This window comes from Bacillus sp. SH5-2 (assembly GCF_008368905.1).
GTDB classification, from domain to species: domain Bacteria; phylum Bacillota; class Bacilli; order Bacillales; family Bacillaceae_G; genus Bacillus_A; species Bacillus_A luti.
The window spans coordinates 57,445-82,712 of the sequence record NZ_QOSD01000019.1 but is presented as its reverse complement, the minus strand read 5'-3'; the positions used below and the strand labels follow the sequence as shown (position 1 = coordinate 82,712).

Here is a 25,268-nt window from a genome sequence, read left to right as displayed (position 1 = left end):
AATCCTTTTCCCCCTTCAATCACTTTAGTCTAAATTTCTTACTTCAAACGGTAAGAGTGTTTGTTCAATCTGTTTTCTATGTGGTTCATATTGCTCCGGTAACTTTAATTCCTCGCCCATCGTCTCTAACGATTCATCATGAGCAAAACCAGGAGGATCTGTTGCAATTTCAAATAAGATTTCCCCGTGTTCTCTAAAATAAATCGCGTTAAAATAATTTCGATCTTGCACAGGAGTTACACCATATCCAAAACGAGACACATGCTCTTTCCAGTCTAATTGATCAGCATCGTCACTCGCTCTCCAAGCAATATGATGGACTGTGCCAACACCCATCTGACCGCGTCCGATTGTTGATAATTTCAAATCGATAATATTTCCAATGTCAGCAGAGGAACGGAATCGTACGAACTCACCTTCTTCTCCAACTTTCTCAAGACCCATAACATGCTCTAACAACTCAGCTGTTTTTTGGGGTTGTGCAGATAAAAGAACAGCACCACCAAATCCTTTAATTGCCACTTCTGGCGTAACTTCTCCAAAAGTCCAATTATTTAATTCGCCCTCTTCTCTTTCCACTAATTCTATATGCAAACCATGTGGATCATCAAATTCTATATACTGTTCGCCGAATCGAGCCATTTTCGTATACGGAACATCAAATTTCTCTAATCTATTTTCCCAAAACTCCATTGCCCCTTTTGGTACAACATAAGAAGTGATGCCTACTTGACCGTCTCCAATAATACCTTGACGAGCACCTGCCCATGGGAAAAACGTAATAATTGTTCCAGGCTTTCCTCCTTCATTACCAAAATAAAGATGGTACGTACCCGGATCGTCAAAATTTACTGTTTGTTTCACTAAACGTAAACCTAATACACCAGCATAAAAATCTACATTTTCTTGTGGATGTCCTACAATTGCTGTAATATGATGTATCCCCATTGTTTTCTTTTCCATTTCGTCCACTCCTTTTTTATTTCATTATAAAAATTGCTTTACATTAAAATTCATTATTCATTTTGTCCATACTGCAAAGTAAAATCCGTCATGATAATTTTATCTCGAATTCGAGATATTAATTATAAAATTACACATTAACGTCTAGCTTATCAGAATTATCTCAATTTCAAGATAGTTTTCAAAAAAAATATTTACTCACTCTATAATCATAATAAACCTTGATTTAGAATATCATTTATCTCGAACTTAATACTTATTATAAGTTACTTACTTTTATTTGTCAATAAGTTACTTATTTCATTTAAAATGTTACAAAGACCATTTCTGGGTCTTGTAATGTCTCATTATTTTTAGCGTAATAGGCGACACCAACCAAGCCAGTGAGCATTGCACCTATAATAGAAATCGCCATCCAACCGATACCGATTCTACGAGAAGTTTTCAAATCTTTAATAGAGGTAATTGCCATAAAGCGGACAATAATATGCGGCTGACCAAAATACCCAAGACCCCATGCTAAAAAGGAAATAATCCCTAATATTGTAGTCTCTTTAAACATATCTAAATGCGATGCATCAACTTGCTTAATCGTATTAAATGTTTCTGTTACACCACCGACATCTGTAAAAGCAACAATTGGTACTAATACAAGAGCAATAAACATAATACAACCTTGCACAAAGTCGGTCCAACTTACTGCTAAAAAGCCATACAAATATATGACTTTTAGCTTATTGGCATCGTAATTTTCTCTTTCTCTACATATACTTTACGAAATTTTATATAGCAGCCAATACGCCAAGGTACTATATAACAAACCGCAAGGGTGTAGAAAAGAATGCCGATTGACTTTGGATCTAAGCCTTGTAAATGTCTTCTAAAATAAGCACGTAAAAGGACAATAATTAAAAATGTAGCAATAAAAGCAATACTTTTTTTTGCATAAATTTGACCATCTTCTCTCACTTCATATCCAGTTAAAATAATAAGTGGAATTGATAATAACAGTCCAGTCCCAGCAGCTACCCCAATTTGCCAATCAGCAAGTTGTATCGGTGCCGCATATAAAGAAAAACCTGGTAATAAAAAGAATAACGGAAATAATAGTCGTCTTCCTTTATTTTTAATTGGTCGATTCATAGAACGCATACGTCCAAATATAACGAGCCCTATGACAAGTAAAAAAATTGTAATACTGTACGAACCTTGATCCAAATGAATCTCTCCCTAAAAATAGTCATTTTTAAAACCCTTTCCCATTATACTCTTACTATTTTCTAAAGAATATGATTATTCCTTCAAAAATTTTACATATAAAATATATTTTTAGGTTTGATTTATTATAGGAAACAATTCCGAAAGAGGCACCACCCGTCCCACCTCATCTTTAAACACAATATGCTCTCTCGTTAAATGACGTGGACTCTTTACTCCCGCTGCCGCTGCAAGTGAGAACAAACTATATCTCATACTAACAACATAATTCATTACGCGCCATTTCTTCTCATACGGATCTAGCGCTTTTTGATAGTGCGGATTCGTCGTGGCAACTCCAGATGGACATTGTCCGGAATTACATTGAAGCGCCATTATACAGCCACTTGCCATCATAAAACCACGTGCCGAATTTACAGCATCTGCACCAATCGCTAAAGCAATTGCCACTTTATCTGGTGTAATTAATTTCCCCGAGGCAAACACTTTAAATTTGTCCCGAACATCATAATAATTTGCTGTATCAATACATGTCAGTAACGCTGGAATAAGCGGCATCCCCATACTATCTGCCATCGATTTATATGTTGCTCCTGATCCACCTTCTGAACCGTCAATTGTAATAAAATCTGGATAGATATTTAACTCTTTCATCGTTTTAAATAAATCTTCCAACGACTCCTGCTGTCCAATTACAATTTTCATACCGATTGGTTTACCGCCAGTTTCTTGCAAACGCTGAATAAAATAAAGTGTATCTGCTGCATTTTTCAAAAATGAAAATCGATTTGGAGAGTTAATCGTCTCTCCTACTCGTACATTCCGAACAGAAGCAATTTTCTCATTTACTTTTTGCCCATCTAAATGACCACCTCGTATTTTAGCACCTTGCCCAAATTTCAATTCAAATGCTTTAATATTACTTTCTTTCACTTTCTCCATAAATTTCTCCATTGAAAAATTCCCGTCCTCATCACGGTATCCAAATAACCCTGGACCAATTTGTGCAACGATATTCGCACCTGTATGTAAATGTTCTGGAATAACGCCCCCTTCGCCAGTATTAATCCACGACCCGCCTGCCATTTTCGCTCCAAAGCCGCTCGCTAAAATATAATTTTCGCCTATCGCACCGTAAGAAGTTGCTGATGCTCCAAACATGCCATACAGTTTCCATGGATATTTACGATTTTCGCCGACGATAATTGCATCTTCTTCTTCATACAGCCAAAGATTTGTTGTATCCGCTGTCAATTTTTCTCTCCGTGAAAATAACCCTTCTTTATGAATCACATACTTTTTCCCTTCATGTTCTTGCGTTACATTCACACTTAATTCTTCTGTTAATACCGGAAACAACGTATTAGCAATATAATAACCAGATGCTTCAAAATCTCGTTTCGACCCAAAACCAAGTATTTCAGAACGATACTTCGCTAAAAACATAACACTTTGAAAGTCGTAACGTGAAAAAGGTTTTCCATCTGTATCGTGATCAAACCAATATTGCCGGAATTCTGGTCCTATCTTTTCGAGTAAGTAACGCATTCTTCCTAAGTATGGGTGTAGTTTTAAAATAGAATGATGCGTCCGTTTTTTTATAAAAAATGTGATAATAAAAAAGACGATTAAAAGCAACATTAAAAATAGTAATATACTAATAATAACGAGTAGCGTTTCACTCATCTCGCTTCCCCCTATGAAATTCCATAATAAAAGGAGAACACTCCATGTGTTCTCCTTTTATCTTTATTCAAATTAATGTAGCAAGATGCTCTTTCGCGTCATATTCAACCAAACTTTCAGCATGTTTAATTCGATGAACAAAATCTGGATTAGCAATTAACGGTCTTCCGAATGCAGCTACGTCAATTGTTCCTTCTTGCAATGCTTCTTCTGCCTCTTTCGGATTCAAATTACCAACCCCAACAATCGCACCATCCCAATATTTTCTTACTAATTGATGAAAATTCTTTCCGTCAGCAATCACTTGCGTATAATTCATCGTTGAAGGGTGAATCATCGTTAATCCAACTTCTTTAAACATATTTACGAATGTTTCAATTGCCATCTCAGGGTTTTCCCACATATAAGTAGGATTATCACCTTTAAAAGCAGAGAAACGAAGAAGTGTTTTATCAGCTCCAACTGCTTCTATTACAGCCTCAGTTACTTCTTTCATAAACGTTAACCTTTGCTTTAAGTCACCGCCATATTTATCAGTACGCTTATTTGCAAACTCATAAGTAAATTGATCAATTAAATATCCGTGTGCACCGTGAATTTCTACCCCATCAAACCCAGCTTCGATCGCATTTTTCGCAGCTTGTGCGTATTGGCTGATAACTTCTTGTATTTCTTCTAACGTCATTGCTTCCGGTGTATCAAATGGTTTACGGAAACGTGGAACATTCCCTTCTGCAGCGATTGCAGACGGTGCTTGCGGCATTTGCCCACCAATTATTTCGTGATGACTCATACGTCCAACATGCCATATTTGAGCAATAATCGTCCCGCCTTCTTTATGTACTGCCTCTGTAACAGGTTTCCAAGAATTGATTTGTTCTTGTGTATAAATTCCTGGTACTCCTGGATTCCCTTTCGCTCTCGGACTAATGACAATTCCTTCTGTAATAATTAATCCAACTCCGTCAGCAGCACGTTTTCTATAGTACTCCACTACATCAGCACCCACTGCTCCAGTCTCATTATCCGCAAAACATCTCGTCATCGGCGCCATTACTATACGATCACGAAGTGACCACGATCCAATTTGAATCGGATTAAACAACTTCGTTTCTTCAATATTTTCAAAAGATCCCCAAGCGTTTACATTTGTTCCTTCATAAATACTTGCCGCTTTCTTGTTCGAATTTGTCATGTTTCTTCCCCCTAAAAAAATTCTTACTACAATCGCATCATACTTACTTTTAGATAGTAACGTCAATTTATACGCTTTAACAACAAAACATTCGAATATCTAAAAACAGAATAATTTAAATAAACAAAAAAGGTTTCCTATTAAGGAAACCTTTTTTGTTTACCATATATGGCTGTCAATTTGTTTATCTCTTTTATATAAAAAATTATAATCTCTTCACATATAAAAAATCCCTTATCAATAGAAACGGGAATGGTTCAATATTCTCCTAAAAATAATAACTTATATACCTAAAACAATGAAAGCCCTACCTCTCTTTCATCCTTACGGCTCCTCGTCCGTGCCAGTGTGAATCAGGATTGCAAAAATCAAGTAACTATTTTGTCGAAGTATTCAATTAAACTTCGAACATTCATAAATGAAATTAAAAAATAAAAATGGATTTGATTGTAGTAATAACAATAGAGGTTAATGCTCTAAAAGTGGTTTGAAAGAGTTGAATGTCTTTGAAATGATAAATTTTCTATGATTATGTTCCCAAAAAATTCAAGATCTTTTTTGGGATATAATACATTATTTGTAATAAATCTTAACAAAAGCTTTTTATCTGATTTTCTGTGATACCTTCAATTAATCCCAGTTCACTAATCAAAAATTCGTGTGCATTATCTAACATCTTCTTTTCGCTTGCATTAAGTGCTTTTTCTTTCTGTATACGCATTAAATCACGCACAACTTCAGCACCTTCTTGTATTTTACCCGTCTTTATTTTATCAGTGTTCAATTTATATCTTTGTTTCCACGTAAGTAATCTATCTGATTCCCCATGTTGAAAAATATCCATTATGTGCGCTAATGCGGTTATATCCGTAACTGGTCGTATATTTGAATTCAATATTCTCCCTGCTGGAATCATTAGTTCCATATTACTAGCCGACATTTTTATAACATAATACTGCTGTTTTTCTCCTGAGATTTCCTTCTCTTCTATGGCTTTAATAATACCTGCTCCCTGCATTGGATAAACAATGTTATCGCCAATTTGAAACAAATAATCCACCTCCATATATGGTAACCTTCTCAAGCTTAACATATATTTAGTTTTTTAGCAAAATTTTTATTTTATCATAAAATTATTTTTCATGTCAATCCTTTCAAACTAAGAAAATGAATTCGTAAAATATCACTAAAAACCCGCAATCTTATTAATTTTCCCACACATATATACATTCTAATTTCACCTTCTCTTTTTACATAAAAACACATTACTACATATGAGTAGTAATGTGTTTTTTATATGGAATCAGTAAACATTCCCTATTAATTTCACGCCTATATACTAACCTGCTTACGGACTGTCTCCCTCGCCAAAAGAAAACTCATAATGACTTGCGCTGCTACTCTACTCGTCATATCCCTAAAATCAAGAGTTGGATCAATCTCTACTATATCCATCCCTTGAACGAGAGGTTCTTTGCCAAGGAATTCAATCGCATCCAGTAAAGTTGCGCTATCCATTCCCCCAGGGCCAATTGCTGGACAACCTGGTGCAAATGCTTGATCTAGTACGTCCATATCAAGAGAAATGTAAATGGAGGTCAAGCCTTGCTTTCTTAATACTTCAATACTTTCCGTAATAATATCTTTTATTTCTCGCTCTCGTACATCTTTCATTGTGTACACTGTCACGCCATGTTCTTTTGCATATTCATGGTATGCTCGTGCATTTGAAAAATTACGAATTCCGATTTGAATGAGTTGTGTGCCTGTAATGACATCATTTTCTAGTAAACTACGGAACGGTGTACCATTTGATGGACCACCATCATCTAAATTACGTAAATCATGATGAGCATCAAATTGAATAATACCGACCTTTCCTTTACTATTTGCAAAACCCGTTATACTCGGAAAACTAATCGAGTGATCCCCACCAAGAACGATTGGTATCATGTTCGGATTTACTTTCGTTACATGACCAACTGTTTTCGCAATTCGTTTATGACTTTCTTTTATATCAGTCACATGCATCGTAATATCACCGCAATCATACAAGACGCTTTCTTTCATATCATGTTCTTCTGTAATTGCGTACGTGCTATATGCATCTAACATCGCACGAATTGTTTTTGGCGCAAAACTTGCCCCTGAATGACTAATAGATGGTTTAGAAAGGGGTGCTCCAATTAAAGCAGCACCGAATATTTCCACGCCTTCTTCCCAATCTTTAATCATCTCACTCCATTTCGTCACTTCACGATCGATAAACTTGGCATTTTTCTTTAAATAGTGGCCGTGCTCCACGATTGTTCACCTCTTGTATATGCGATATTACCATTCTTCCATACTGTATTTACATGACTTACGCCGTAATGATACGGTACGTAAGCATAATTGTAAGCATCCCATAAAACTAAATCTGCCTTGCGACCCACTCTAATTTTCCCAGCTACATCACCACGATTAATTGCGTAAGAAGAGTTAACTGTTACTGCATTCCAAACTTCTTCTGGTGTCATCTTCAGTTTGAGCATTGCAATGCTCATAATAAGCTGGATGTTTTCAGTTGGACAGCTACCTGGGTTAAAGTCTGTAGCTAACGCAACTGCAACACCTTCGTCGATCATTTTACGCCCACGAGCAAAGCTTTCTTTATTTAAATAGAAAGTTGTTCCTGGTAATAAAGTGGCTACTGTATTCGAGTTTGCAAGCATTTCAATTCCTTTATCCGAAGCGCCAACTAAATGGTCCGCTGATGCTGCACCGATTTCAGCCGCTGCTTCCGCACCACCAAGAGGGTCAATTTCATCTGCATGAATTTTCACATCAAAGCCAAGCTCTTTCGCTTTTAATAAAAACTCTTTTGACTCTTCGACAGAGAACACACCTGTTTCGCAGAAAATATCAACGAATTCAGCTAATTGCTTCTCTTTCATTTCTGGCAGTAGGTCTAACATCCATTGTAAAAATTCTTTTGATCTACCTTTATACTCTTTCGGAACTGCATGAGCACCTAAAAATGTGGAAACTAAATCGATTGCATGCTCTTTTTGTAATTGTGCAGTTGCCTCTAATTGCTTCCACTCTGTTTCATCATCTAATCCGTAACCACTCTTCGCTTCTACAGTTGTAACTCCGAAAGATAGCATACGGTCTAAATGGAATTTCGCTTTTTGAACAAGTTCTTCTTTCGACGCCTGTTTCGTTGCATTTACAGTTGAAAGAATACCTCCACCTTGTTCCAAAATTTCTAAGTACGGAACTCCTTGTAATTTTAGTGCAATTTCATTTTCACGAGATCCACCAAACACAAGATGAGTATGTGGATCAACAAGACCAGGAGAAACCATTTTCCCGCCGCAATCAATAACTTCTTTCGCTTGTAATCCTTTCGCTTCTTCCGCTGTTCCAACGAAAGTAATTACGCCGTTTTCAATTCCAACCGCACCGTTTTCGATAACAGGAAGCGTGTTCATCGCTTCCCGTCTTAACAAGCCATCTTCTTGATCCATTGTTAGTAATTGACCGATATTTATTAGTAAAGTGTCCAGCATGTTTTCTCCTCCTTATTTCATCATTGGAATGTTAACGCCTTTTTCTTTCGCAGTTTCCACAGCTAAGTCATATCCTGCATCCACGTGACGAACAACACCCATACCAGGGTCAGAAGTTAATACGCGCTCAATACGTTTTGCTGCCGCTTCTGTTCCATCTGCAACGATAACCATTCCAGCGTGAAGTGAATAACCCATACCAACGCCGCCACCGTGGTGAACAGACACCCAGCTCGCACCGTTTACACTATTAATTAATGCGTTTAAAATTGGCCAGTCAGCTACTGCATCACTGCCATCTTTCATCGCTTCTGTTTCACGGTTTGGAGATGCTACTGATCCGCAATCTAAATGGTCACGGCCGATAACAATCGGTGCTGATAATTCACCGTTAGCCACCATCTCATTAATGATGCGTCCAAACTTCGCACGTTCACCATAACCGAGCCAACAAATACGTGATGGAAGACCTTGGAATTCAACTTGCTGACGTGCCATACGAATCCAATTACATAAATGCTCATTGTCAGCGAATTCACGTAAAATTACTTCGTCAGTTTTATAAATATCTTCTGGATCACCAGAAAGTGCTACCCAGCGGAACGGTCCTTTTCCTTCGCAGAATAATGGACGGATAAATGCTGGAACGAATCCTGGGAAATCGAATGCATTTTTCAAACCTTCATCGAAAGCAACTTGGCGAATGTTATTTCCGTAATCAAATGTAATTGCGCCTTTTTCTTGCATAGCAAGCATTGCTTCTACATGTTTTGTCATGCTTTCTTTTGATAATTGTACGTAACGTTCTGGATCTTCTTCACGAAGTTTTGCTGCTTCTTCTAACGTGTAACCTACTGGAATATAACCGTTTAATGGGTCATGAGCAGATGTTTGATCCGTAACTAAATCTGGCGTAATATTACGCTTCACTAGCTCTGGTAAAATTTCTGCCGCATTTCCTAATAAACCAATTGAAATCGGTTCTTTCTTCTCTTTATACTCGTTCGCAACCGTTAATGCTTCTTCTAACGATTCTGTATACATATCACAGTATCTCTTTTCAATACGACGATCGATGCTGCGCTTATCAACATCAATAGCAATAACAACACCGCCGTTCATCGTTACAGCAAGAGGCTGAGCACCACCCATACCACCTAAACCAGCAGTAAGTGTTAATGTACCTTTTAATGAACCATCGAAATGTTGACGAGCCGCTTCACCAAATGTTTCATACGTTCCTTGTAAAATCCCTTGTGTTCCAATATAAATCCAGCTACCTGCTGTCATTTGCCCGTACATCATAAGACCTTTTTTCTCTAGTTCACGGAAGTGATCCCAGTTCGCCCACTTTGGTACTAAGTTTGAGTTCGCTAAAAGAACACGTGGTGCATCTTCATGTGATTTAAAAATGGCAACTGGTTTTCCTGATTGAACAAGTAACGTTTCATCACTTTCTAACGTTTTTAATGAATCTACAATCGCATTGTAGCTTTCCCAGTTACGAGCTGCACGGCCAATTCCACCATATACAACTAACTCTTCTGGTTTTTCAGCAACTTCAGGATCTAAATTGTTCATTAACATACGAAGTGCAGCTTCTTGAACCCATCCTTTCGTTTGTAACTCTGTACCTCTTGGCGCGCGAATTGTTTGTTGTACTTTTTCCATTTCAATCTCTCCCTTTTCTCATTTTATAGTGCTGCGTTTACATCTAATCTTTCTTTTATCGAATAATTCATTTTTAACCAATGTGCAATATTTTCAATATCCGTTGAGAATATACGATCATTTGTAATAGATGGCACTTGCTGACGACCTTGGTGGTAGAAGCTCTTCGTCACTGCACTCATATTTTCAATACCGCGATATTCTGCTGCTTGCATCGCACAAATCATCTCAATAGAAAGAACACGTCTTACATTTTGAATAATTTGATGTGCATGGCGTGAAGCAATTGTTCCCATACTTACATGATCTTCTTGGTTAGCTGACGATGGAATTGAATCAACACTCGCCGGATGTGCTAACGTTTTATTTTCAGAAACAAGTGACGCGGCAGCGTATTGCATAATCATTGCACCAGACTGAAGTCCTGGTTCTGGACTTAAAAATGGCGGTAAATCATTTAATTGCGGATTTACTAAACGCTCAATACGACGCTCTGAAATATTTGCAAGTTCTGCCATCCCTACTTTTAAGAAGTCCATCGCAAATGCAATCGGTTGACCGTGGAAGTTACCACCTGAAATTACTTTTTCCCCGCCATCAAAAATAAGTGGATTATCTGTCGCGGCATTCATTTCAATTTCTAATTTTTCTTTCACATAATTTAAAACTTGCCAAGAAGCACCGTGTACTTGCGGGATACAACGAAGTGAATATGCATCCTGTACACGTAGTTCTCCTTGCTTTGTTGTTAATTTACTATCATGAAGGATGTCACGAATTCTGCTCGCTACTTCCACCTGCTCTTTATAACCACGTGCTTTATGAACATTTTCATCAAATGCATCAATAATGCCTTGTAACCCTTCAATTGTCATAGATGCAATTAATTCAGCTTGATAAGCCGTTGCTTCTGCTTCTATATAAGAAAGAACTCCTTGCGCTGTCATCGCCTGTGTACCATTAATTAACGCCAGACCTTCTTTTGCTTCAAGTTCAATTGGCTCAAGACCTTCTTCGGTAAGAGCAACCATCGCATGAACGCGTTTCCCCTTATAGAACACTTCACCTTCGCCTAATAACACGAGCGCAAGATGAGATAAAGGTGCTAAATCTCCACTCGCACCAAGTGAACCTTGTTGCGGAACGACCGGGTGAATTTTACGATTTACAAACTCAAGAAGCATATTTACAACGAGCGGTCTAACACCAGATACTCCTTTAAGCATCGTGTTCGCTCGTAAAATTAACATACCGCGTGATACTTCTTCAGGGAATGGATCACCAATCCCGCATGCATGTGACTGAATTAAATTATGCTGAAGTGCCTTTACATCTTCTTTTTGAATTAGCACATCACTAAACTTTCCAAATCCAGTTGTTATACCGTAAACGACTTTTCCGTCTTCTACGATTTTCTCAACTACTTCGCGGCATTCCGCTACCTTTTGCATACTATTTGGACAAGCTGTTACACCTTCTCCTTCAAGTAACAACCTCTTCATTTCTTCAACTGTCAATGTATGTCCTGTTAACGTAATCATTCTTTTTTCCTCCTTAAAAAGGCAAAAGGGGACCTTATCTTTTTAAGACAGACTTCTGTCCTAAAAAAGTAAGGCCCCCTTCTAACTAATAGACTATGGGCAAATCATATGTGATTAATTCCTAAACCAATCGCCTCATGCTCAGATCCTTTTACAGGTGCACCAATCGTTCCATATAATGCAACAGCAACCCATTCGCCTTCTTTTTTCCCATCGTATGGTGTACCGCGCACAATCGCAAAGCGAAGTCCTACTGTACGAAGAACGTCTGCTAACTGAATTTGACCTCTCGTCACTCCGTACAAAGCTTCCATTATTGCGTGATAAAGTGCATGTGTTTCTCTGTAAACGTCTGTTTCAATAACTTGGTTGCTCTTAGCCGCTGTTTCCATTGCTGCGACAACCTTTTGCGAATTCATCGAACCCACTTTCCCCGTACAATACTTCCAACCTTTCGGAATAGATAATACAGGGCTTTCATTCTCATCCGCAAGTGCCAACAGCATGGCCATACGACCAATTCGATGTGTTCCTTGAAGAAGCATGTGACTCTCTCATTTCTTTTTAATTATTTGAATATTTCTTAATTTAAGAATATATGAAAACGGTTAAATCGTCAATAGTTTAAACTCACATTCAAACATTTTTTTCATCTCCTGCATTTGTGTACACAAATTATTTACACAAATTTTTCAGGCATGCTATAGTCTCACTAACAGATGCAAAGGGGCGAGATTTCAATGACGAAACGAAAAGATATTCATTTTCGAATTGAAGAAAAATTACTTGAAAGGTTTGAATCTGCACTCCATTACGAAGGTTTAAAGAAAACGGACGTATTAACATATGCGATTCAGCAATTTTGTACGAAAGTGGAATGCGAAAAAATAAATGATGTAAAACGCCAATACAACGTAAGTAACCATTTACAAACACGTATCAATACGCATAAACATTACGAAGAAAAACAAGTGAATTTAGATGAAGTTGTCATGGAACATTTACAACTTCAAGGAGACGAAAAAATATTAGAGGTTGGGTGCGCTAATGGGAATTTTCTTTCCCTCTTACAAACTAACGGGCATAAAGGAAGACTAACCGGTTTTGATCAATCGAAAACGATGCTTTCCGAAGCTGTAATAAAGAATAGCATAATTGAATGGAGACTAGGTGACGCTGGTAAACTTCCTTTCGAAGCTAATTGCTACGACTGGATTATCGCAAGACATATGTTATATCACATGAAAAATGTCGAAAAAACACTTCAAGGATTCCATAAAGTAATTTGTCCCGGTGGCTCACTTTTAGCTACAACAAATTCTAACGTTACACTACCTCGTATAGTTGAAATGTGTAACCGCATGTTAGACGCATTTGATTTACCGAAAACAACATCATCAGTCACTCCATTTTGTTTAGAAAACGGTAAAGAGATATTACAATCTGTTTTTCCAACTGTTGAAGAAATAGTTATTCATAATGCTCTCATGTTTCATCAGGCTACTCCGATTGTAAACTATATTTCTAGCATGTTTCCGTCGCTAAATATACCTGATAATACATACCTTCACGCCGAAATGAAAGAATGGCTAAAAGCAGAAATAGAAAATGAATTGTCACTTCATAACGGTATATGGCGTGACCCAAAAACATTAGCAATTTATCGATGTCAAAAAGAAAAAGCTAGCATTCGCTAGCTTTTTCACGTTTTCTCATAACAAATTCTCCATCATTACATTACCCTTACCACCATAAAAATTTGTATTATGTTCATTCGCTACTCCAAAATAAGCGGCAATCGCTATTCCAAATGGTACAAATGCATGCCCCTGTGCTGTAATAATATTTGAATGTTTCACAACTTCTTCATACACAAAATTTTCTACTGGGAAACAATCTAATTTTTTATAATCTATAGTCACTGTATACGAGATTCCTTTGAATAAGCCTGCTTTTGCTAGCGCATACGGTCCAGCACAAATAGCAGCTACTAATTTTTCTTGTTCATGAAATTGACGAATGACTGAAAAGAGCAGTTCTGCATCTTTCAAATGCACTTCTTCTCCACCTGGAATAAGTATCCCCTCATATTCCTCTACACGCACTTCACTTAATTCTATATGTGGTTGCACTTGCAAACCTGTTTCACTTATAATCAATTCTTTTGTTAAGCCCGCAGTAATAATTTCATATTTCTTTTTCAGTAATGCTGTTGCTACTGTAATTTCAAACTCTGCAAATGTTGGGTATACGAATAAAAGTATTTTTTTCATAGCCCTCTCTCCTTTAACCAGTCCATAAAATATACCTCTAAATCGTCCACTGTTAATTTATTCGTGTCCACATAAGTTACCGGAAATTGTTTATACCAGTCTTTTTCAGTTTCTACTAATTTAAATTGCTCCTCAAATGTACTTCTGTTTCTTGTTCTATCATTATTTTTTCTATCATACACATTCTTTTTCGTAACATCTAAATAAAAAATCGCATCCGAACGGCATTCTCTTAATTTATATAATTCATCTTTCAATTCAGTTTCTATATCCCACTCCTCCCCTATAATCGTTGGATAAAAAAGTGTATAAAACTCAATGTCTTCTGCTCCACGATCAAAAATTACAACTGAATCTTTCACATTTTGAAACTCCTTTATTTTTGCTTCCATAAACATTCTTTGATTTAGAATAAACCCTTCTTTTGACTTCATATCCAACTTTAATTGTTTTCGCTTTTCTACAATTGGATAAGGATTTTCATATATAACCGAAAGCCCCTGTCGCTCTAGCCTTTTAGCTAATGTCGTTTTTCCGCTTGCCATCGGTCCTTGGAGTGAAATTATATACGCCATCCCTCTCATCCCCTTGCACTTTAGTACATTTATAATATACAGAATTTTGAAAACTATCAACAAAATATATATCATCTTGTTTCTTATTCTTATCTAACTTATAATAAAAATAGAGATTATGACGGACGCATCAATAATGTAAGCTTGGAAATCCAAGCTTACATTATTTTTTGCTTTCCCTTTTCTAATAAAAAGAGTATACTAGATTAGAACGTATGTTCTTAATGATTACATACAGTAAGGAGATAGAACAATGGTATACGACACAAAAGCAATTTCTTGGAATGAGTCTTTAAAACAACTTCAACGCCGCTATACAAACAAACAAGTTGACCGAAAAGAATTTGAGGATATTGAACTGATGGAATTCTTCCACGATAACGACTACATTTCTTTACCTACACATATAAGCGGCCTATCAACAGCACGTTTTACTTCTTACTCTATTTTCACAACCGAAGATAAAGATCGTAAAGTTGGCACACTTATTATTGAGTATATTGAAGACGATAATAATAATTTATGTGTTGAACAACTATACTTCGTTTAAATGATAACGCTTGGTCAAAATGACCAAGCGTTCTTGCTTTCTATGAATCTCACTGTTTATAATATGAATAAAAGAAAAACGCAATCATTAAGGGGGGATACGCTTGCTCGAAGGATGGTTCAGTTGGTTTATTGTGCTATGGACTGTTATTTTATTAGGACTTATGTCTATCGGTGGATACTTTATGTTCAGAAAATTTCTAAAACGGTTACCGAAAGAAGATGGTATGTCCATTTTAGATTGGGAAGAGCACTACATAAATAAAACGAGGCATTTATGGGATGACGAACAAAAACAATTGTTAGAAGAGCTCGTAAGTCCTGTTCCAGAACTATTTCGCGATGTTGCCAAATCAAAAATTGCTGGTAAAATCGGAGAACTTGCATTACAAGAAAAAGCCTCTCAAATTACACAAGACTTAATTATTAAAGGATATATTATTGCAACACCGAAGCGTGATCATAAATTTTTAGTTAAAAAACTGCAAGAGAAAAAGATTGATTATTCTAACTATAAATCTTTACTTGCAAAGTAACTTCATATTATTTTCGATAAAAAGACAGCGCCTTTGACGCTGTCTTTTTTATTTGATGCATATACAGTTGTTAAGTTAGTTTCATATCTTTTTCATTATAAAAACCATCTTCTTTTTCCATTTCCTTCTGTAATTTCGTAAAGGAACGGTACATCGCAATTCTCCATGACACTATCATCGCGAACGCGAGTAAGAAGAACATGCCACTAAGTTGTCCTAAATCAAGAGATTGACTTAAGTATGTTTTAAATACAATCCGCACTACAAGTAATCCAATTAATATAAAAACAAATGCTTTTGAACGCTTCAAATAAATCTCTTGTCCTCTAATTTCAAATTTAGATGTTTTAATAAGAAAAATAGAGAAAAACAAACCAACACCAATTGCTTCTAACATTTCTGCTGGAGTTAATCGAAATTCTGGAAAAACATACATTAATGCCCCCGTACTCATAAAAAATGGTGGGAGTATAATTTTTTTCAATGTTGCAGGTTTCTTAGCTGCTTTTAAGCGAATAAACATCGCACCGACAGCCATACAAACGGCAACGATACTTGATAAAACAACTATGTTCATATTTTCTCATCCTTTTTTGTGGCTATATGCAAAATATACTTTCATTATATGCTTTTCCTTTAGTATTTCCAACATTTTCGCAGAATAATACTAAAAACCGGTAAAACCACCAAATAAACTTGAGAAATATACAATAATCTTTGTCATCCAATTAAAGTATAAGAAGACACCCATAACAATCATAACGTATCCTCCAATTTTCATGAACTTCATACTATTTCTTTTAATCCAAGACATTTTCGTAATAAAGAATGATAGTACGAAAAACGGGATAGCGAATCCAAGTATGTATGCAATCATATAAATCATTGCGGACTCTGGGTTCGTTGCTGCTAATCCAATTACGGATACTAAAATAGGTCCAGTACAAGGAGTCCATCCTGCGGCAAACGCCAATCCAATTAATACTGATCCAAAATAACCACTCGGACGATTCTTAAATGTAAATTTACGGTCTTGCATTAAAAACTTCGGTTTAAATACACCAACAATAATTAAACCGAACACGATGATAAATATACCACCTAACTGTCTAATTAAATCTTTATAATCCGTAAAAATGCCCCCGATAAAGCTTGTACCAAATCCAATTGCAATAAATATAATTGAAAATCCAAGTAAGAAAAACGCTGTATGTATCATACTTCTTTTGCGAAGCATTGCATTTTCTTCTTTCAACTCAGAAACCGACATACCTGTTATGTAAGATAAAAATGCCGGATAAAGCGGTAAGCAACACGGGGAAATAAATGATAAGAAACCGGCGCCAAACGCTAAAAAAATACTAATATCTTGCATTATTCCACTCCTCTCCTTACATATTGTAGCAAAAACAAATAAAAATACTATGAACAATTCGTGAAATCACTTTTCCAACGTGACAATAAGAAAAACTACCCTTTCACACTGTTTCTAAAAAAACGTTTTCATTTCCTTCTATTATATAGAACCATTTCACTTAGATTACGAAACTCCTCTAATTATTATTAACATAACAAAGGTAACGTAGTTTCTCAACTGATTAGCACATTGCTATTATGTCTACAAACATATTAATAAAAAATATTTTTTTAAAATGCTATCTTTATACAATACAATGCCGTTTTTACAATACTTCTATTATTATTAATTTCAAGATTATGCATAAATATCATACTTTTATTATTATTCTATAAAATGTCGCACTTTTCTTTCATTTGACCCTTCATTTTTAATTTTGTATACTTCCCTCTAGTTATATATTTTTGATACGGATCTATTTCATATAGATGGGAGGAATTATTCATGCTTCGTTATTCTCTATTAGTTTTATTAGGAGCGTGTAGTTATGGAATTTTAGCTATTTTTGTTAAACTTGCGTATGCAGAAGGTTTTTCACTTGGAGAGGTAATTGGTAGCCAATATTTGTTCGGTTGGATTATTTTGCTTACTATTACACTTCTATTTTCTAGACACCGTGTTCCATTAAAACAAGCGTTACTTTTATTCGTTGCAGGAACATCAGCAAGCTTCACTGGAATCTTTTATTACGCTTCATTAAAAACAGTACCAGCATCTATTGCAATTATTCTTTTATTCCAATTCGTTTGGGTCGGAATTATCATTGAGGCAGTAGCAACAAAAACGTTACCTTCAAGAGAAAAAGTGATTTCGGTTATTTTCTTACTTATAGGTACATTCTTATCAAGTGGTTTATTAGAGAAATCAGCAGGTGATTTCGATATGACTGGAATCATTTTAGGTTTATTATCTGCTGTTACGTTTGCAACATATATTTTCGTAAGTGGTAAAGTGGCAGTCGAGGTTCCTTCCTTACCACGTGGTGTCCTATTAATGGCTGGTGCTTTAACATTAGTCATGCTCGTATTCCCGCCAACATTTATTTTTAACGGTGCTATTTCACAAGGCCTTTGGAAATACGGATTAGGACTAGGGATATTTAGTATCGTTATCCCATCAATCGCCTTTACAATTGGTATTCCAAAAATCGGTTCTGGCTTAGCGACTATTCTTGGTGCAGCGGAACTACCAGTTACAACAATCATGTCTGTATTCGTTTTAAAAGAAGCTGTATTATCTTCACAATGGTTCGGTGTATCACTTATTTTAATTGGTATTGCAATCCCGCAAATTGCATATGCAATGCGTGGACGTTATCAAAAACATCATACACATAAAAAAGTGGCAGCATAAACGAGAGAGGATTTTCATTTGAGAATCCTCTCTTTTATTGTTGTATACTTATAGCAAATACTTTATTTAAGAAAGAGGGCATTATAAGTGGCATCAAATCTAGAGCAGTTAACTGATCAACTTATTTCTATTCGTCGAAATTTACATAAGAATCCAGAATTATCATACGAAGAATTCGAAACAACGAAAGCTATAAAGAATTGGTTAGAAGAAAAAAACATTACGATTATCAATTCTAGTTTAGAAACGGGCGTTATTGCTGAAATCTCTGGGAATGCTAGCGGCCCAATTATAGCAATTCGCGCTGATATTGATGCCCTTCCTATTCAGGAAGAAACAAATTTATCCTACGCTTCAAAAATCCACGGTAAAATGCATGCTTGTGGGCATGATTTTCATACAGCTGCTATTATAGGTACAGCCTTCTTATTAAAAGAAAGAGAATCTTCCCTAAACGGAACTGTTCGCTTTATATTCCAGCCGGCTGAAGAGAGCAGTAATGGTGCTTGCAAAGTTATTGATGCAGGACATTTACAAAATGTGCAAGCTATTTTCGGCATGCATAATAAACCTGATTTGCCAGTAGGTACAATTGGTATTAAGGATGGCCCACTAATGGCCGGAGTCGATCGATTTGAAATTGAAATCCATGGAGTCGGTACACACGCAGCTGTACCCGATGCTGGCGTAGATCCAATTGTCGCATCCTCTCAAATTGTTATGGCACTACAAACTATTGTAAGCCGAAATATAAGTTCATCTCATAATGCAGTTGTCAGCGTTACAAACATCCATTCAGGAAATACGTGGAACGTTATCCCTGAAAAAGCGACATTAGAAGGTACTGTTCGCACTTTCCAAGCTGAAACACGCAAAAAAATTCCAACCTTAATGGAACGTATTATTAAGGGCGTTTCTGATGCACTAGGTGTAAAAACAGAATTCCATTTTCATTCCGGTCCTCCTGCCGTTCATAATGATAAAAGTCTTACTCATTTATGTACGCAAACTGCACAGGAAATGTCATTAGACGTGATTACCCCTACTCCTTCCATGGCTGGCGAAGATTTCTCTTTTTATCAACAACACATACCAGGAGCATTCGTCTTTATGGGAACAAGTGGCACACATGAATGGCACCATCCCTCGTTCACTATCGATGAACAAGCATTGCCTATTAGCGCAAAATATTTCGCTTTATTAGCCGAAAAAGCGCTTAAACAATTAACATAAAGAAAAGCCGTTAAGAGTGTGCTTAACGGCTTTTCTATTAAGTTAAATCTCGTTTTAAAAATACAGTATAAGAAATCCCTAAAAATACGAATAAATAAAGTAGTAGCATACAAGAAGCAAACGGGAATGTTACTCCATCAATAAAACTTCCGCTCTTTGAAATACCATATAAATTTGTGTTTGCCGGTAATAAAAATTTTGCCCATTCATATCTAGATGCTGGAAGTAACGCGATATTTCCTGATAAAGCAAGAAACAGTGAAATACCGATCGCACCTCCACTAGATCTTGTTAGCACAGAAATCATAAATGCAAACGCTGCGTACACAATCGTCGGCAACCACGATAAAATATAATACTTACTAGCCTCTACAAAAATATTTTGTTTTATAATATTTCCATCTTGGAAAATAAACTCGCTCCATGCAGGCTGCTGGAATTTATAAATAACAAGTCCACATAAAGTGGAGAAAATCATATTAAATATAAACAATAACGCTGCAAATATCACAATTGCTAAAAATTTAGCTGTCAAAATTTTAAAGCGACTCGCTGGTCGTATCGTTAAAAATTTATATGTTCCCCAGCTATATTCATTCGCAAAAATTGTACTTGCATACACGAGGATAAACGGGAGCAATATCGGAAATACGATAAAACCTGTGTCTCTCATGAAAGAAAGCGGCGAACTGCTTGCCGGTGCTGTATCTGTATCTAAATGCTTCATCTTGAGCTGATATTCCTTGACCAGCTCATCCCCAGATCGTTCCACTAAAATTGCTTCTTTTTTCATGCCTAGCTTTTTCTCAATTTCTACAGTTCTTTCTGTATAATCGGCTTTCCATCCTTTTGTTTCCGGCTCTAAATACTTTACCGTAACCCACCCTAATCCGATTATTAATACTGCAATAACTGCAAATGGAATGATTGTTCGCTTTCGCTTAAATATTTTATACAGTTCGTTATACACTAAATTAAACAATATCTTTTCCCCCTGTTAATTCTAAAAATTGCTCTTCTAACGTTTTTCTTTCTTCATATACACGATACACTTGAACATTTTTCTCAAGCAATGTACGAATAACATTTGGGATTTCTTCATCTTTTACATTAATAAGTAAATCATTACCTTCTATTAAAACATTTTGGTCTAACATTCCTGCCGCTTTATTCGCATCATCTACACGTATACGGATTGTCTCCATCTCTTCACTTTGATTATGCTGAATATTTTGCGTCGCCACATATTCTCCGTGCTGAATAATGATAACTCTGTCACACATTAATTCAACTTCTGAAAGTAAGTGACTAGATACCAGTACCGCTTTTCCTTGTTCATGTGCAATTTTCTTTATGTACATTCTCATTTCATGTATTCCACTAGGGTCTAATCCATTTGTTGGTTCATCTAATATCAATACATCTGGATCATGAATAAGCGCTTGAGCAATTCCTAAACGTTGTCTCATGCCGAGTGAATATGCTTTTACTTTGCGATCGATTACTCGTCCCATCCCTAGCAAATTCACTACTTCATCGATACGTTCTTCTGTCACGTTACCATTCATGCGTCCGAAATATGTTAAATTCTCATAGCCGCTCAAAAACGGATAAAATTCCGGCGCCTCAATTACTGCTCCAATTTTCGAGGCAGTACTTTCAAATTGCTGTTTTACAGATTGACCGTCAATCCAAACCTCGCCCTCTGTCATACGAATCATGCCGACCATCATTCTCATTAAAGTCGTTTTTCCAGCACCATTTGGTCCGAGCAAACCAACTACTTCACCTTTTTTAACTTCGAAACTAATATTTTCTACAAGTGTCTTTGAACCGATTCGCTTCGTTAACCGCTCAACCTTTACAATCGATTGTTCATTTGTCATTCTATACAACCTTTCCTTCCCATTCTTTGTCAGGCCTTTACACTGTAACATGATTATTTTTATGTGTAAAATAGAAAAAGGCATGATTTCTCATGCCTTTTCCTTGAAATGAAACGAATTTTTATCTTGTAAACTTTGAACAAATCGAAAACATTGCACCATCGATAATAGAAGGATAACGATCATAATTATACTAACTACTACTATTGCGTATATTGTAATCGGTGCACTATTTATCCCTTGTATTCCTGCTATTTTCATACAGATAATCGTAAATAATTTTAAGAATAACATCCCATTAACTAATCCAAAAACAAACGCCGTTCCATAAATAAATAATTGCTCCTGACATAATAAACATAGTACTTCATTTCTCTTCCTATTCTCTGCTACATAAGATTTAACTTCTTCCTTCCTCACTTGCAGAAGAGAATAAGTCATTTTATATGTAATAAACATACATATGAAAATGACTACGATAAACAACGTGTAAAAACACATTTGAAATAAAAGTGTAGTCCCTAATTCCCCAGCAACTACTTCATTAAATTGTAGCGATATCATAAAAAACAAAATCATAGTACTCATAGCAATCCACATAACTTGCTTCATCCTTTTGGCAGCAAATGTTCTTATATTTTTTCTCACTAACCGACATAAAGACATACATTCTTTCCCCTACCTTACTTCATAACAAACTCATTCTATACTACTAGTGTATAAAAATATGACATTATTAACATCGCACTACAATCGGAGTTTTTTCTAAGTCTTTAGTCCTAGAAAATAAAATGGTAAAAAAAATCAAATTAATAATATGATTGTAAAAAGGAGGGGTTATATGCGTGTAAAATTACTGTTTATTCTTTCTTTAGTACTTTTCACTAGTTGTAATCCATTAAAAAATAGTGAAGGTTCCACTGTTAAACCACATAAGTTAACAAAAGAGCAATCTGAAATTTTACAAATGACTCCTATAGGTGAAGGAAATAGAATGTTTTATGATGTTACAATCAAAAATAATAAAGATGAACTTCAAGCTAGAATTGAATATTATCAAAATGGTAAAAAAGTAAAAGAAATCGCGAACATAGCTTCATCTTATTTTGTAGAACAGAAAATAAAGCTTTCTTTCATAGCACCAAATCTCCAAATTAATAACAATATACACGGAAAAGGTCAATGGTATATTAATATTGACGGTGGTTCCACGCTTGTTCCTGAAGATGAACCACCAAGCGTAAATAGTTCTGCAACTACTACAATTCAATCTGCAAAAAGTTTAAGATACAATCAGAAAACAATTTTAGCTGCTGTAATCCAATCAAATAAAGAAACTGTAAGCGCCCCTACAATTGATGAAAAAACAGGTATTGACCTACTCTTAAAAGAAAATGAGCACGTTTATCTATTTAGTATCGAGCTAAAAAAAGAACAATAAAGCGTAAATGCAATTTAATGCATTTACGCTTTATTGTTTAACGAGGTGTACTTTTATGCATCTGAATTAAATCGTTACTATTATTACGCATCTTCTACTTCTATTCTTTTCTTCTCTCTTGCAATTTTTAAAAACTCTAAAAGCTCTGGATTGTTATTCATTTTTTTGTAAGCTACTGACATTTCTGCAACAAAATTCGAATCATATAGCTCTTTATATACAACTTCTGTCTTATATAATTTATTTGCCGATACGGGTATGACTGTAATTCCAATCCCTGCTGCTACAAGCCCCATAACTGTTTGATATTCCGTTGCTTCTTGCACAATACGCGGGCTAAATCCAACTTCTCTACAAAGGGATAAAATTGTATCATACAAAGCTGGCCATACTGGTCTCGTAATAAATACAAACGGTTCATCCCGTAAATCTTCTATATGTATTTCATCTTTCTCTGCAAGTGGATGAGCCTTCGGTAAACATAAAGTACAAGATAGTTTTTGAATTGGCTCTAATTCTAATAATTGTGTTGGGATTGGTGGACGCAAAAATCCAATATCAATACGATTATCATGAAGCGCATGCACTTGATCTGGAGTAGATAATTCATGTAATGCAACAGACACCCTCGGAAATTTCTTTCTATACTCCCTTACGATAGATGGTAAAATATCATATATCGCCGCACCTACAAAACCAATTGAAAGTGAGCCCACTTCTCCCCTTTGGGCACTTTGTGCAATCTCTACCGCTTTTTCAATTTGTTCGAACGCTTTTTTTACTTCTTTCAAAAACATTTCTCCAGCTTCTGTTAATTCAACCTTTCTCTTCGTTCTTGAAAATAACATAACTCCCATTTCTTTTTCTAACTGCTGAATTTGTTGACTAAGCGGTGGTTGTGTCATTTGTAAACGAGCAGCCGCTCGTCCAAAGTGCAACTCTTCTGCCACTACAACAAAATATTGCAAATGCCGTAATTCCATTTTGGACACCCTTTTCACTTTCGATTAATACATCTAATATATTAATAACACATAATTTATATATTAGACAAATTTTTTGAATGAACGTATAGTAGAAATTGTTAATTCTTTTTTACAATTTTTATGTAAAAAAAGAAAGAGGGGGTTACTGTATGAAATGGTGGAAGTTAAGCGGACAAATTTTATTACTATTTTGTTTCGCTTGGACAGGTGAATGGATTGCAAAACAGGCACACCTCCCAGTTCCAGGAAGTATAATCGGGATTTTTTTATTATTAATCTCATTAAAATTTAACATAGTTAAAAAAGAGTGGATACAAGACGGTGCTGATTTTTTATTAAAAGAACTTATTTTATTTTTCATTCCTTCTGCGGTCGCTGTCATACGCTACAAAGATACATTATCACAATATGGAATCGATCTCATTTTGATTATTATGATTAGTACACTTTGTGTCACTCTCGTTACAGGACTTTTAACAGAATTGCTACTTAAGCGGAAAGGATCCGTGCAATGATCGGCTTTCTTTGTTTACTATTAACACTATTCACATATTGGATATCAAAAAAATTATACCAGCGCTGGAATTGGAGTTTACTTTCTCCTCTTCTTGTTTGTCCCATCATTTTAATTGCTTTATTGCTCGGATTAGATACACCTTATGAAACATATGAATCTGGTGGTCAATGGCTAACAGAATTATTAAAACCTGCAACAGTTGCTTTTGCATGGCCAATCTATAAATACTTTGATTTACTAAAAAAACATGGCATGGCCATCTTACTTAATGTCATTGTCGGTTCATTTTTATCAGTTATTACTTCAGCACTACTAGCGAATTTTTTTCAAATCGATGCAACACTAGAACATAGTTTAGCCCCACACATTGTAACGACACCGATCGCAATGGCAATCTCAGAAATGATTGGTGGTATGTCACAATTAACAGCAGTGTTTGTCGTTTTAACTGCGTTAACAGGAGCATTGCTTGGTCCATCTCTTATACGTATATGCCGCATTAAAACTGCGCTCGCAAAAGGCATTATGTTAGGTACAAGCGCAAATGGAACAGGTACATCAAAAGCGTTTGAAATCGGTCCTGTTGAAGGGACAATTGCCAGTTTATCCATGCTTTTAACAGCAGGAGCTAGTTTAGTTATCGTTCCGCTTTTCTTATCGTGGATACATTAAAA

General features: G+C 35.9%; 26 protein-coding genes and 2 pseudogenes. 8 read left to right on the top strand and 20 right to left on the bottom strand.

Going from position 1 to position 25,268, the window contains the following annotated elements:
- Positions 1 to 24: 24 nt before the first annotated feature.
- From DN410_RS14560 to hutP, 11 genes and pseudogenes are all read right to left on the bottom strand, one after another.
- Positions 25 to 963, bottom strand: a complete 939-nt coding sequence (locus DN410_RS14560; protein ID WP_149177032.1) for a ring-cleaving dioxygenase — start codon at positions 961 to 963, stop codon at positions 25 to 27.
- Positions 964 to 1,270: 307 nt separating this feature from the next.
- Positions 1,271 to 1,675: pseudogene (locus DN410_RS14555) on the bottom strand (sodium:solute symporter family transporter); the annotation flags it as partial.
- A gap of 17 nt (positions 1,676 to 1,692) precedes the next feature.
- Entirely contained in the window at positions 1,693 to 2,181 is a 489-nt protein-coding gene (locus DN410_RS14550; protein WP_149177031.1) for a CcdC family protein, read from the bottom strand.
- A 111-nt stretch (positions 2,182 to 2,292) separates the two neighbouring features.
- A complete protein-coding gene (locus DN410_RS14545; protein ID WP_149177030.1) occupies positions 2,293 to 3,867 on the bottom strand; it encodes an FMN-binding glutamate synthase family protein in 1,575 nt (524 codons plus the stop codon).
- Between the two features lie 67 nt (positions 3,868 to 3,934).
- Positions 3,935 to 5,062 carry an alkene reductase gene (locus tag DN410_RS14540; protein ID WP_149177029.1) on the bottom strand — a complete coding sequence of 376 codons (1,128 nt, stop codon included), beginning with the start codon at positions 5,060 to 5,062 and terminating at the stop codon, positions 3,935 to 3,937.
- Positions 5,063 to 5,651: 589 nt separating this feature from the next.
- Positions 5,652 to 6,113: a CarD family transcriptional regulator gene (locus DN410_RS14535; RefSeq protein ID WP_179958617.1), complete on the bottom strand. Its 462-nt coding sequence runs from the start codon at positions 6,111 to 6,113 to the stop codon at positions 5,652 to 5,654.
- A gap of 281 nt (positions 6,114 to 6,394) precedes the next feature.
- Positions 6,395 to 7,366 carry a formimidoylglutamase gene (gene hutG, locus DN410_RS14530; protein ID WP_149177027.1) on the bottom strand — a complete coding sequence of 324 codons (972 nt, stop codon included), beginning with the start codon at positions 7,364 to 7,366 and terminating at the stop codon, positions 6,395 to 6,397.
- Positions 7,345 to 8,616, bottom strand: a complete 1,272-nt coding sequence (gene hutI / locus DN410_RS14525; protein ID WP_098387123.1) for an imidazolonepropionase — start codon at positions 8,614 to 8,616, stop codon at positions 7,345 to 7,347. The genes hutG and hutI overlap by 22 nt, the downstream gene beginning before the upstream one ends.
- 12 nt (positions 8,617 to 8,628) lie before the next feature.
- The gene (hutU, locus tag DN410_RS14520) at positions 8,629 to 10,287 is read right to left on the bottom strand and encodes a urocanate hydratase (RefSeq protein ID WP_065229204.1); all 1,659 of its coding nucleotides are present in this window, start codon (positions 10,285 to 10,287) and stop codon (positions 8,629 to 8,631) included.
- 23 nt (positions 10,288 to 10,310) lie between these two features.
- Positions 10,311 to 11,828: a histidine ammonia-lyase gene (gene hutH, locus DN410_RS14515; protein ID WP_149177026.1), complete on the bottom strand. Its 1,518-nt coding sequence runs from the start codon at positions 11,826 to 11,828 to the stop codon at positions 10,311 to 10,313.
- A 104-nt stretch (positions 11,829 to 11,932) separates the two neighbouring features.
- A complete protein-coding gene (hutP, locus tag DN410_RS14510) occupies positions 11,933 to 12,373 on the bottom strand; it encodes a hut operon transcriptional regulator HutP (RefSeq protein WP_000926516.1) in 441 nt (146 codons plus the stop codon).
- A 195-nt stretch (positions 12,374 to 12,568) separates the two neighbouring features.
- On the opposite strand from hutP, the gene DN410_RS14505 reads away from it, so the two are divergent.
- Positions 12,569 to 13,525 (top strand): class I SAM-dependent methyltransferase, encoded by a 957-nt coding sequence (locus DN410_RS14505; RefSeq protein WP_149177025.1) that lies wholly within the window; start codon positions 12,569 to 12,571, stop codon positions 13,523 to 13,525.
- A 15-nt stretch (positions 13,526 to 13,540) separates the two neighbouring features.
- On the opposite strand, the gene DN410_RS14500 is transcribed toward DN410_RS14505, so the two are convergent.
- Both DN410_RS14500 and DN410_RS14495 read right to left on the bottom strand, forming a co-directional pair.
- Entirely contained in the window at positions 13,541 to 14,101 is a 561-nt protein-coding gene (locus tag DN410_RS14500) for a DJ-1/PfpI family protein (protein WP_149177024.1), read from the bottom strand.
- Entirely contained in the window at positions 14,098 to 14,685 is a 588-nt protein-coding gene (locus tag DN410_RS14495) for an AAA family ATPase (protein ID WP_179958616.1), read from the bottom strand. Before DN410_RS14495 ends, DN410_RS14500 begins: the two co-directional genes overlap by 4 nt.
- Before the next feature lie 244 nt (positions 14,686 to 14,929).
- Between DN410_RS14495 and DN410_RS14485 the strand changes: the two genes are divergently transcribed.
- Both DN410_RS14485 and DN410_RS14480 read left to right on the top strand, forming a co-directional pair.
- Positions 14,930 to 15,226, top strand: coding sequence for a hypothetical protein (locus DN410_RS14485; RefSeq protein ID WP_149177022.1), 297 nt, complete (start codon positions 14,930 to 14,932; stop codon positions 15,224 to 15,226).
- 103 nt (positions 15,227 to 15,329) lie between these two features.
- Positions 15,330 to 15,761 carry a DUF2621 domain-containing protein gene (locus DN410_RS14480; protein WP_071711330.1) on the top strand — a complete coding sequence of 144 codons (432 nt, stop codon included), beginning with the start codon at positions 15,330 to 15,332 and terminating at the stop codon, positions 15,759 to 15,761.
- Between the two features lie 70 nt (positions 15,762 to 15,831).
- On the opposite strand, the gene DN410_RS14475 is transcribed toward DN410_RS14480, so the two are convergent.
- The 3 genes and pseudogenes from DN410_RS14475 to DN410_RS28775 form a co-directional block, all read right to left on the bottom strand.
- Entirely contained in the window at positions 15,832 to 16,338 is a 507-nt protein-coding gene (locus DN410_RS14475) for a CcdC family protein (protein WP_001028639.1), read from the bottom strand.
- Positions 16,339 to 16,428: 90 nt separating this feature from the next.
- The gene (ccdA, locus tag DN410_RS14470) at positions 16,429 to 17,136 is read right to left on the bottom strand and encodes a cytochrome c-type biogenesis protein CcdA (protein ID WP_071711329.1); all 708 of its coding nucleotides are present in this window, start codon (positions 17,134 to 17,136) and stop codon (positions 16,429 to 16,431) included.
- A 16-nt stretch (positions 17,137 to 17,152) separates the two neighbouring features.
- Positions 17,153 to 17,296 (bottom strand): annotated as a pseudogene (locus DN410_RS28775) (peptidase T).
- 326 nt (positions 17,297 to 17,622) lie between these two features.
- On the opposite strand from DN410_RS28775, the gene DN410_RS14460 reads away from it, so the two are divergent.
- On the top strand, positions 17,623 to 18,531 hold the full coding sequence (locus tag DN410_RS14460) for an EamA family transporter (RefSeq protein WP_149177021.1): 909 nt from the start codon (positions 17,623 to 17,625) through the stop codon (positions 18,529 to 18,531).
- A gap of 87 nt (positions 18,532 to 18,618) precedes the next feature.
- Positions 18,619 to 19,764, top strand: coding sequence for a M20 peptidase aminoacylase family protein (locus DN410_RS14455; protein WP_149177020.1), 1,146 nt, complete (start codon positions 18,619 to 18,621; stop codon positions 19,762 to 19,764).
- A gap of 37 nt (positions 19,765 to 19,801) precedes the next feature.
- Here the strand turns inward: DN410_RS14455 and DN410_RS14450 are convergent, their stop codons facing one another.
- From DN410_RS14450 to DN410_RS14440, 3 genes are all read right to left on the bottom strand, one after another.
- On the bottom strand, positions 19,802 to 20,746 hold the full coding sequence (locus DN410_RS14450; protein ID WP_149177019.1) for an ABC transporter permease: 945 nt from the start codon (positions 20,744 to 20,746) through the stop codon (positions 19,802 to 19,804).
- Complete coding sequence (locus tag DN410_RS14445) at positions 20,739 to 21,650, bottom strand: ABC transporter ATP-binding protein (protein ID WP_149177018.1); 912 nt, start codon at positions 21,648 to 21,650, stop codon at positions 20,739 to 20,741. The genes DN410_RS14450 and DN410_RS14445 overlap by 8 nt, the downstream gene beginning before the upstream one ends.
- Before the next feature lie 90 nt (positions 21,651 to 21,740).
- Positions 21,741 to 22,316: an FtsX-like permease family protein gene (locus tag DN410_RS14440; protein ID WP_149177017.1), complete on the bottom strand. Its 576-nt coding sequence runs from the start codon at positions 22,314 to 22,316 to the stop codon at positions 21,741 to 21,743.
- A gap of 175 nt (positions 22,317 to 22,491) precedes the next feature.
- Between DN410_RS14440 and DN410_RS14435 the strand changes: the two genes are divergently transcribed.
- Positions 22,492 to 23,091: a histidine kinase gene (locus DN410_RS14435; RefSeq protein WP_149177016.1), complete on the top strand. Its 600-nt coding sequence runs from the start codon at positions 22,492 to 22,494 to the stop codon at positions 23,089 to 23,091.
- 83 nt (positions 23,092 to 23,174) lie between these two features.
- Here DN410_RS14435 and alsR read toward each other — a convergent pair whose 3' ends face one another.
- Positions 23,175 to 24,074, bottom strand: a complete 900-nt coding sequence (alsR, locus tag DN410_RS14430) for an acetoin biosynthesis transcriptional regulator AlsR (RefSeq protein WP_149177015.1) — start codon at positions 24,072 to 24,074, stop codon at positions 23,175 to 23,177.
- A 152-nt stretch (positions 24,075 to 24,226) separates the two neighbouring features.
- On the opposite strand from alsR, the gene DN410_RS14425 reads away from it, so the two are divergent.
- Positions 24,227 to 24,592 carry a CidA/LrgA family holin-like protein gene (locus DN410_RS14425; protein WP_149177014.1) on the top strand — a complete coding sequence of 122 codons (366 nt, stop codon included), beginning with the start codon at positions 24,227 to 24,229 and terminating at the stop codon, positions 24,590 to 24,592.
- Positions 24,589 to 25,266 (top strand): LrgB family protein, encoded by a 678-nt coding sequence (locus DN410_RS14420; protein WP_149177013.1) that lies wholly within the window; start codon positions 24,589 to 24,591, stop codon positions 25,264 to 25,266. The genes DN410_RS14425 and DN410_RS14420 overlap by 4 nt, the downstream gene beginning before the upstream one ends.
- Positions 25,267 to 25,268: the final 2 nt, after the last annotated feature.

Coding starts and splice junctions, on each gene's coding strand:
- DN410_RS14560 (WP_149177032.1), bottom strand. CDS start 963: ATGGAAAAGAAAACAATGGGGATACATCATATTACAGCAATTGTAGGA.
- DN410_RS14545 (WP_149177030.1), bottom strand. CDS start 3,867: ATGAGTGAAACGCTACTCGTTATTATTAGTATATTACTATTTTTAATG.
- DN410_RS14540 (WP_149177029.1), bottom strand. CDS start 5,062: ATGACAAATTCGAACAAGAAAGCGGCAAGTATTTATGAAGGAACAAAT.
- hutI (WP_098387123.1), bottom strand. CDS start 8,616: ATGCTGGACACTTTACTAATAAATATCGGTCAATTACTAACAATGGAT.
- hutU (WP_065229204.1), bottom strand. CDS start 10,287: ATGGAAAAAGTACAACAAACAATTCGCGCGCCAAGAGGTACAGAGTTA.
- hutH (WP_149177026.1), bottom strand. CDS start 11,828: ATGATTACGTTAACAGGACATACATTGACAGTTGAAGAAATGAAGAGG.
- hutP (WP_000926516.1), bottom strand. CDS start 12,373: ATGCTTCTTCAAGGAACACATCGAATTGGTCGTATGGCCATGCTGTTG.
- DN410_RS14505 (WP_149177025.1), top strand. CDS start 12,569: ATGACGAAACGAAAAGATATTCATTTTCGAATTGAAGAAAAATTACTT.
- DN410_RS14500 (WP_149177024.1), bottom strand. CDS start 14,101: ATGAAAAAAATACTTTTATTCGTATACCCAACATTTGCAGAGTTTGAA.
- DN410_RS14495 (WP_179958616.1), bottom strand. CDS start 14,685: ATGAGAGGGATGGCGTATATAATTTCACTCCAAGGACCGATGGCAAGC.
- DN410_RS14485 (WP_149177022.1), top strand. CDS start 14,930: ATGGTATACGACACAAAAGCAATTTCTTGGAATGAGTCTTTAAAACAA.
- DN410_RS14475 (WP_001028639.1), bottom strand. CDS start 16,338: ATGAACATAGTTGTTTTATCAAGTATCGTTGCCGTTTGTATGGCTGTC.
- ccdA (WP_071711329.1), bottom strand. CDS start 17,136: ATGCAAGATATTAGTATTTTTTTAGCGTTTGGCGCCGGTTTCTTATCA.
- DN410_RS14460 (WP_149177021.1), top strand. CDS start 17,623: ATGCTTCGTTATTCTCTATTAGTTTTATTAGGAGCGTGTAGTTATGGA.
- DN410_RS14445 (WP_149177018.1), bottom strand. CDS start 21,650: ATGACAAATGAACAATCGATTGTAAAGGTTGAGCGGTTAACGAAGCGA.
- DN410_RS14440 (WP_149177017.1), bottom strand. CDS start 22,316: ATGTCTTTATGTCGGTTAGTGAGAAAAAATATAAGAACATTTGCTGCC.
- DN410_RS14435 (WP_149177016.1), top strand. CDS start 22,492: ATGCGTGTAAAATTACTGTTTATTCTTTCTTTAGTACTTTTCACTAGT.
- alsR (WP_149177015.1), bottom strand. CDS start 24,074: ATGGAATTACGGCATTTGCAATATTTTGTTGTAGTGGCAGAAGAGTTG.
- DN410_RS14425 (WP_149177014.1), top strand. CDS start 24,227: ATGAAATGGTGGAAGTTAAGCGGACAAATTTTATTACTATTTTGTTTC.
- DN410_RS14420 (WP_149177013.1), top strand. CDS start 24,589: ATGATCGGCTTTCTTTGTTTACTATTAACACTATTCACATATTGGATA.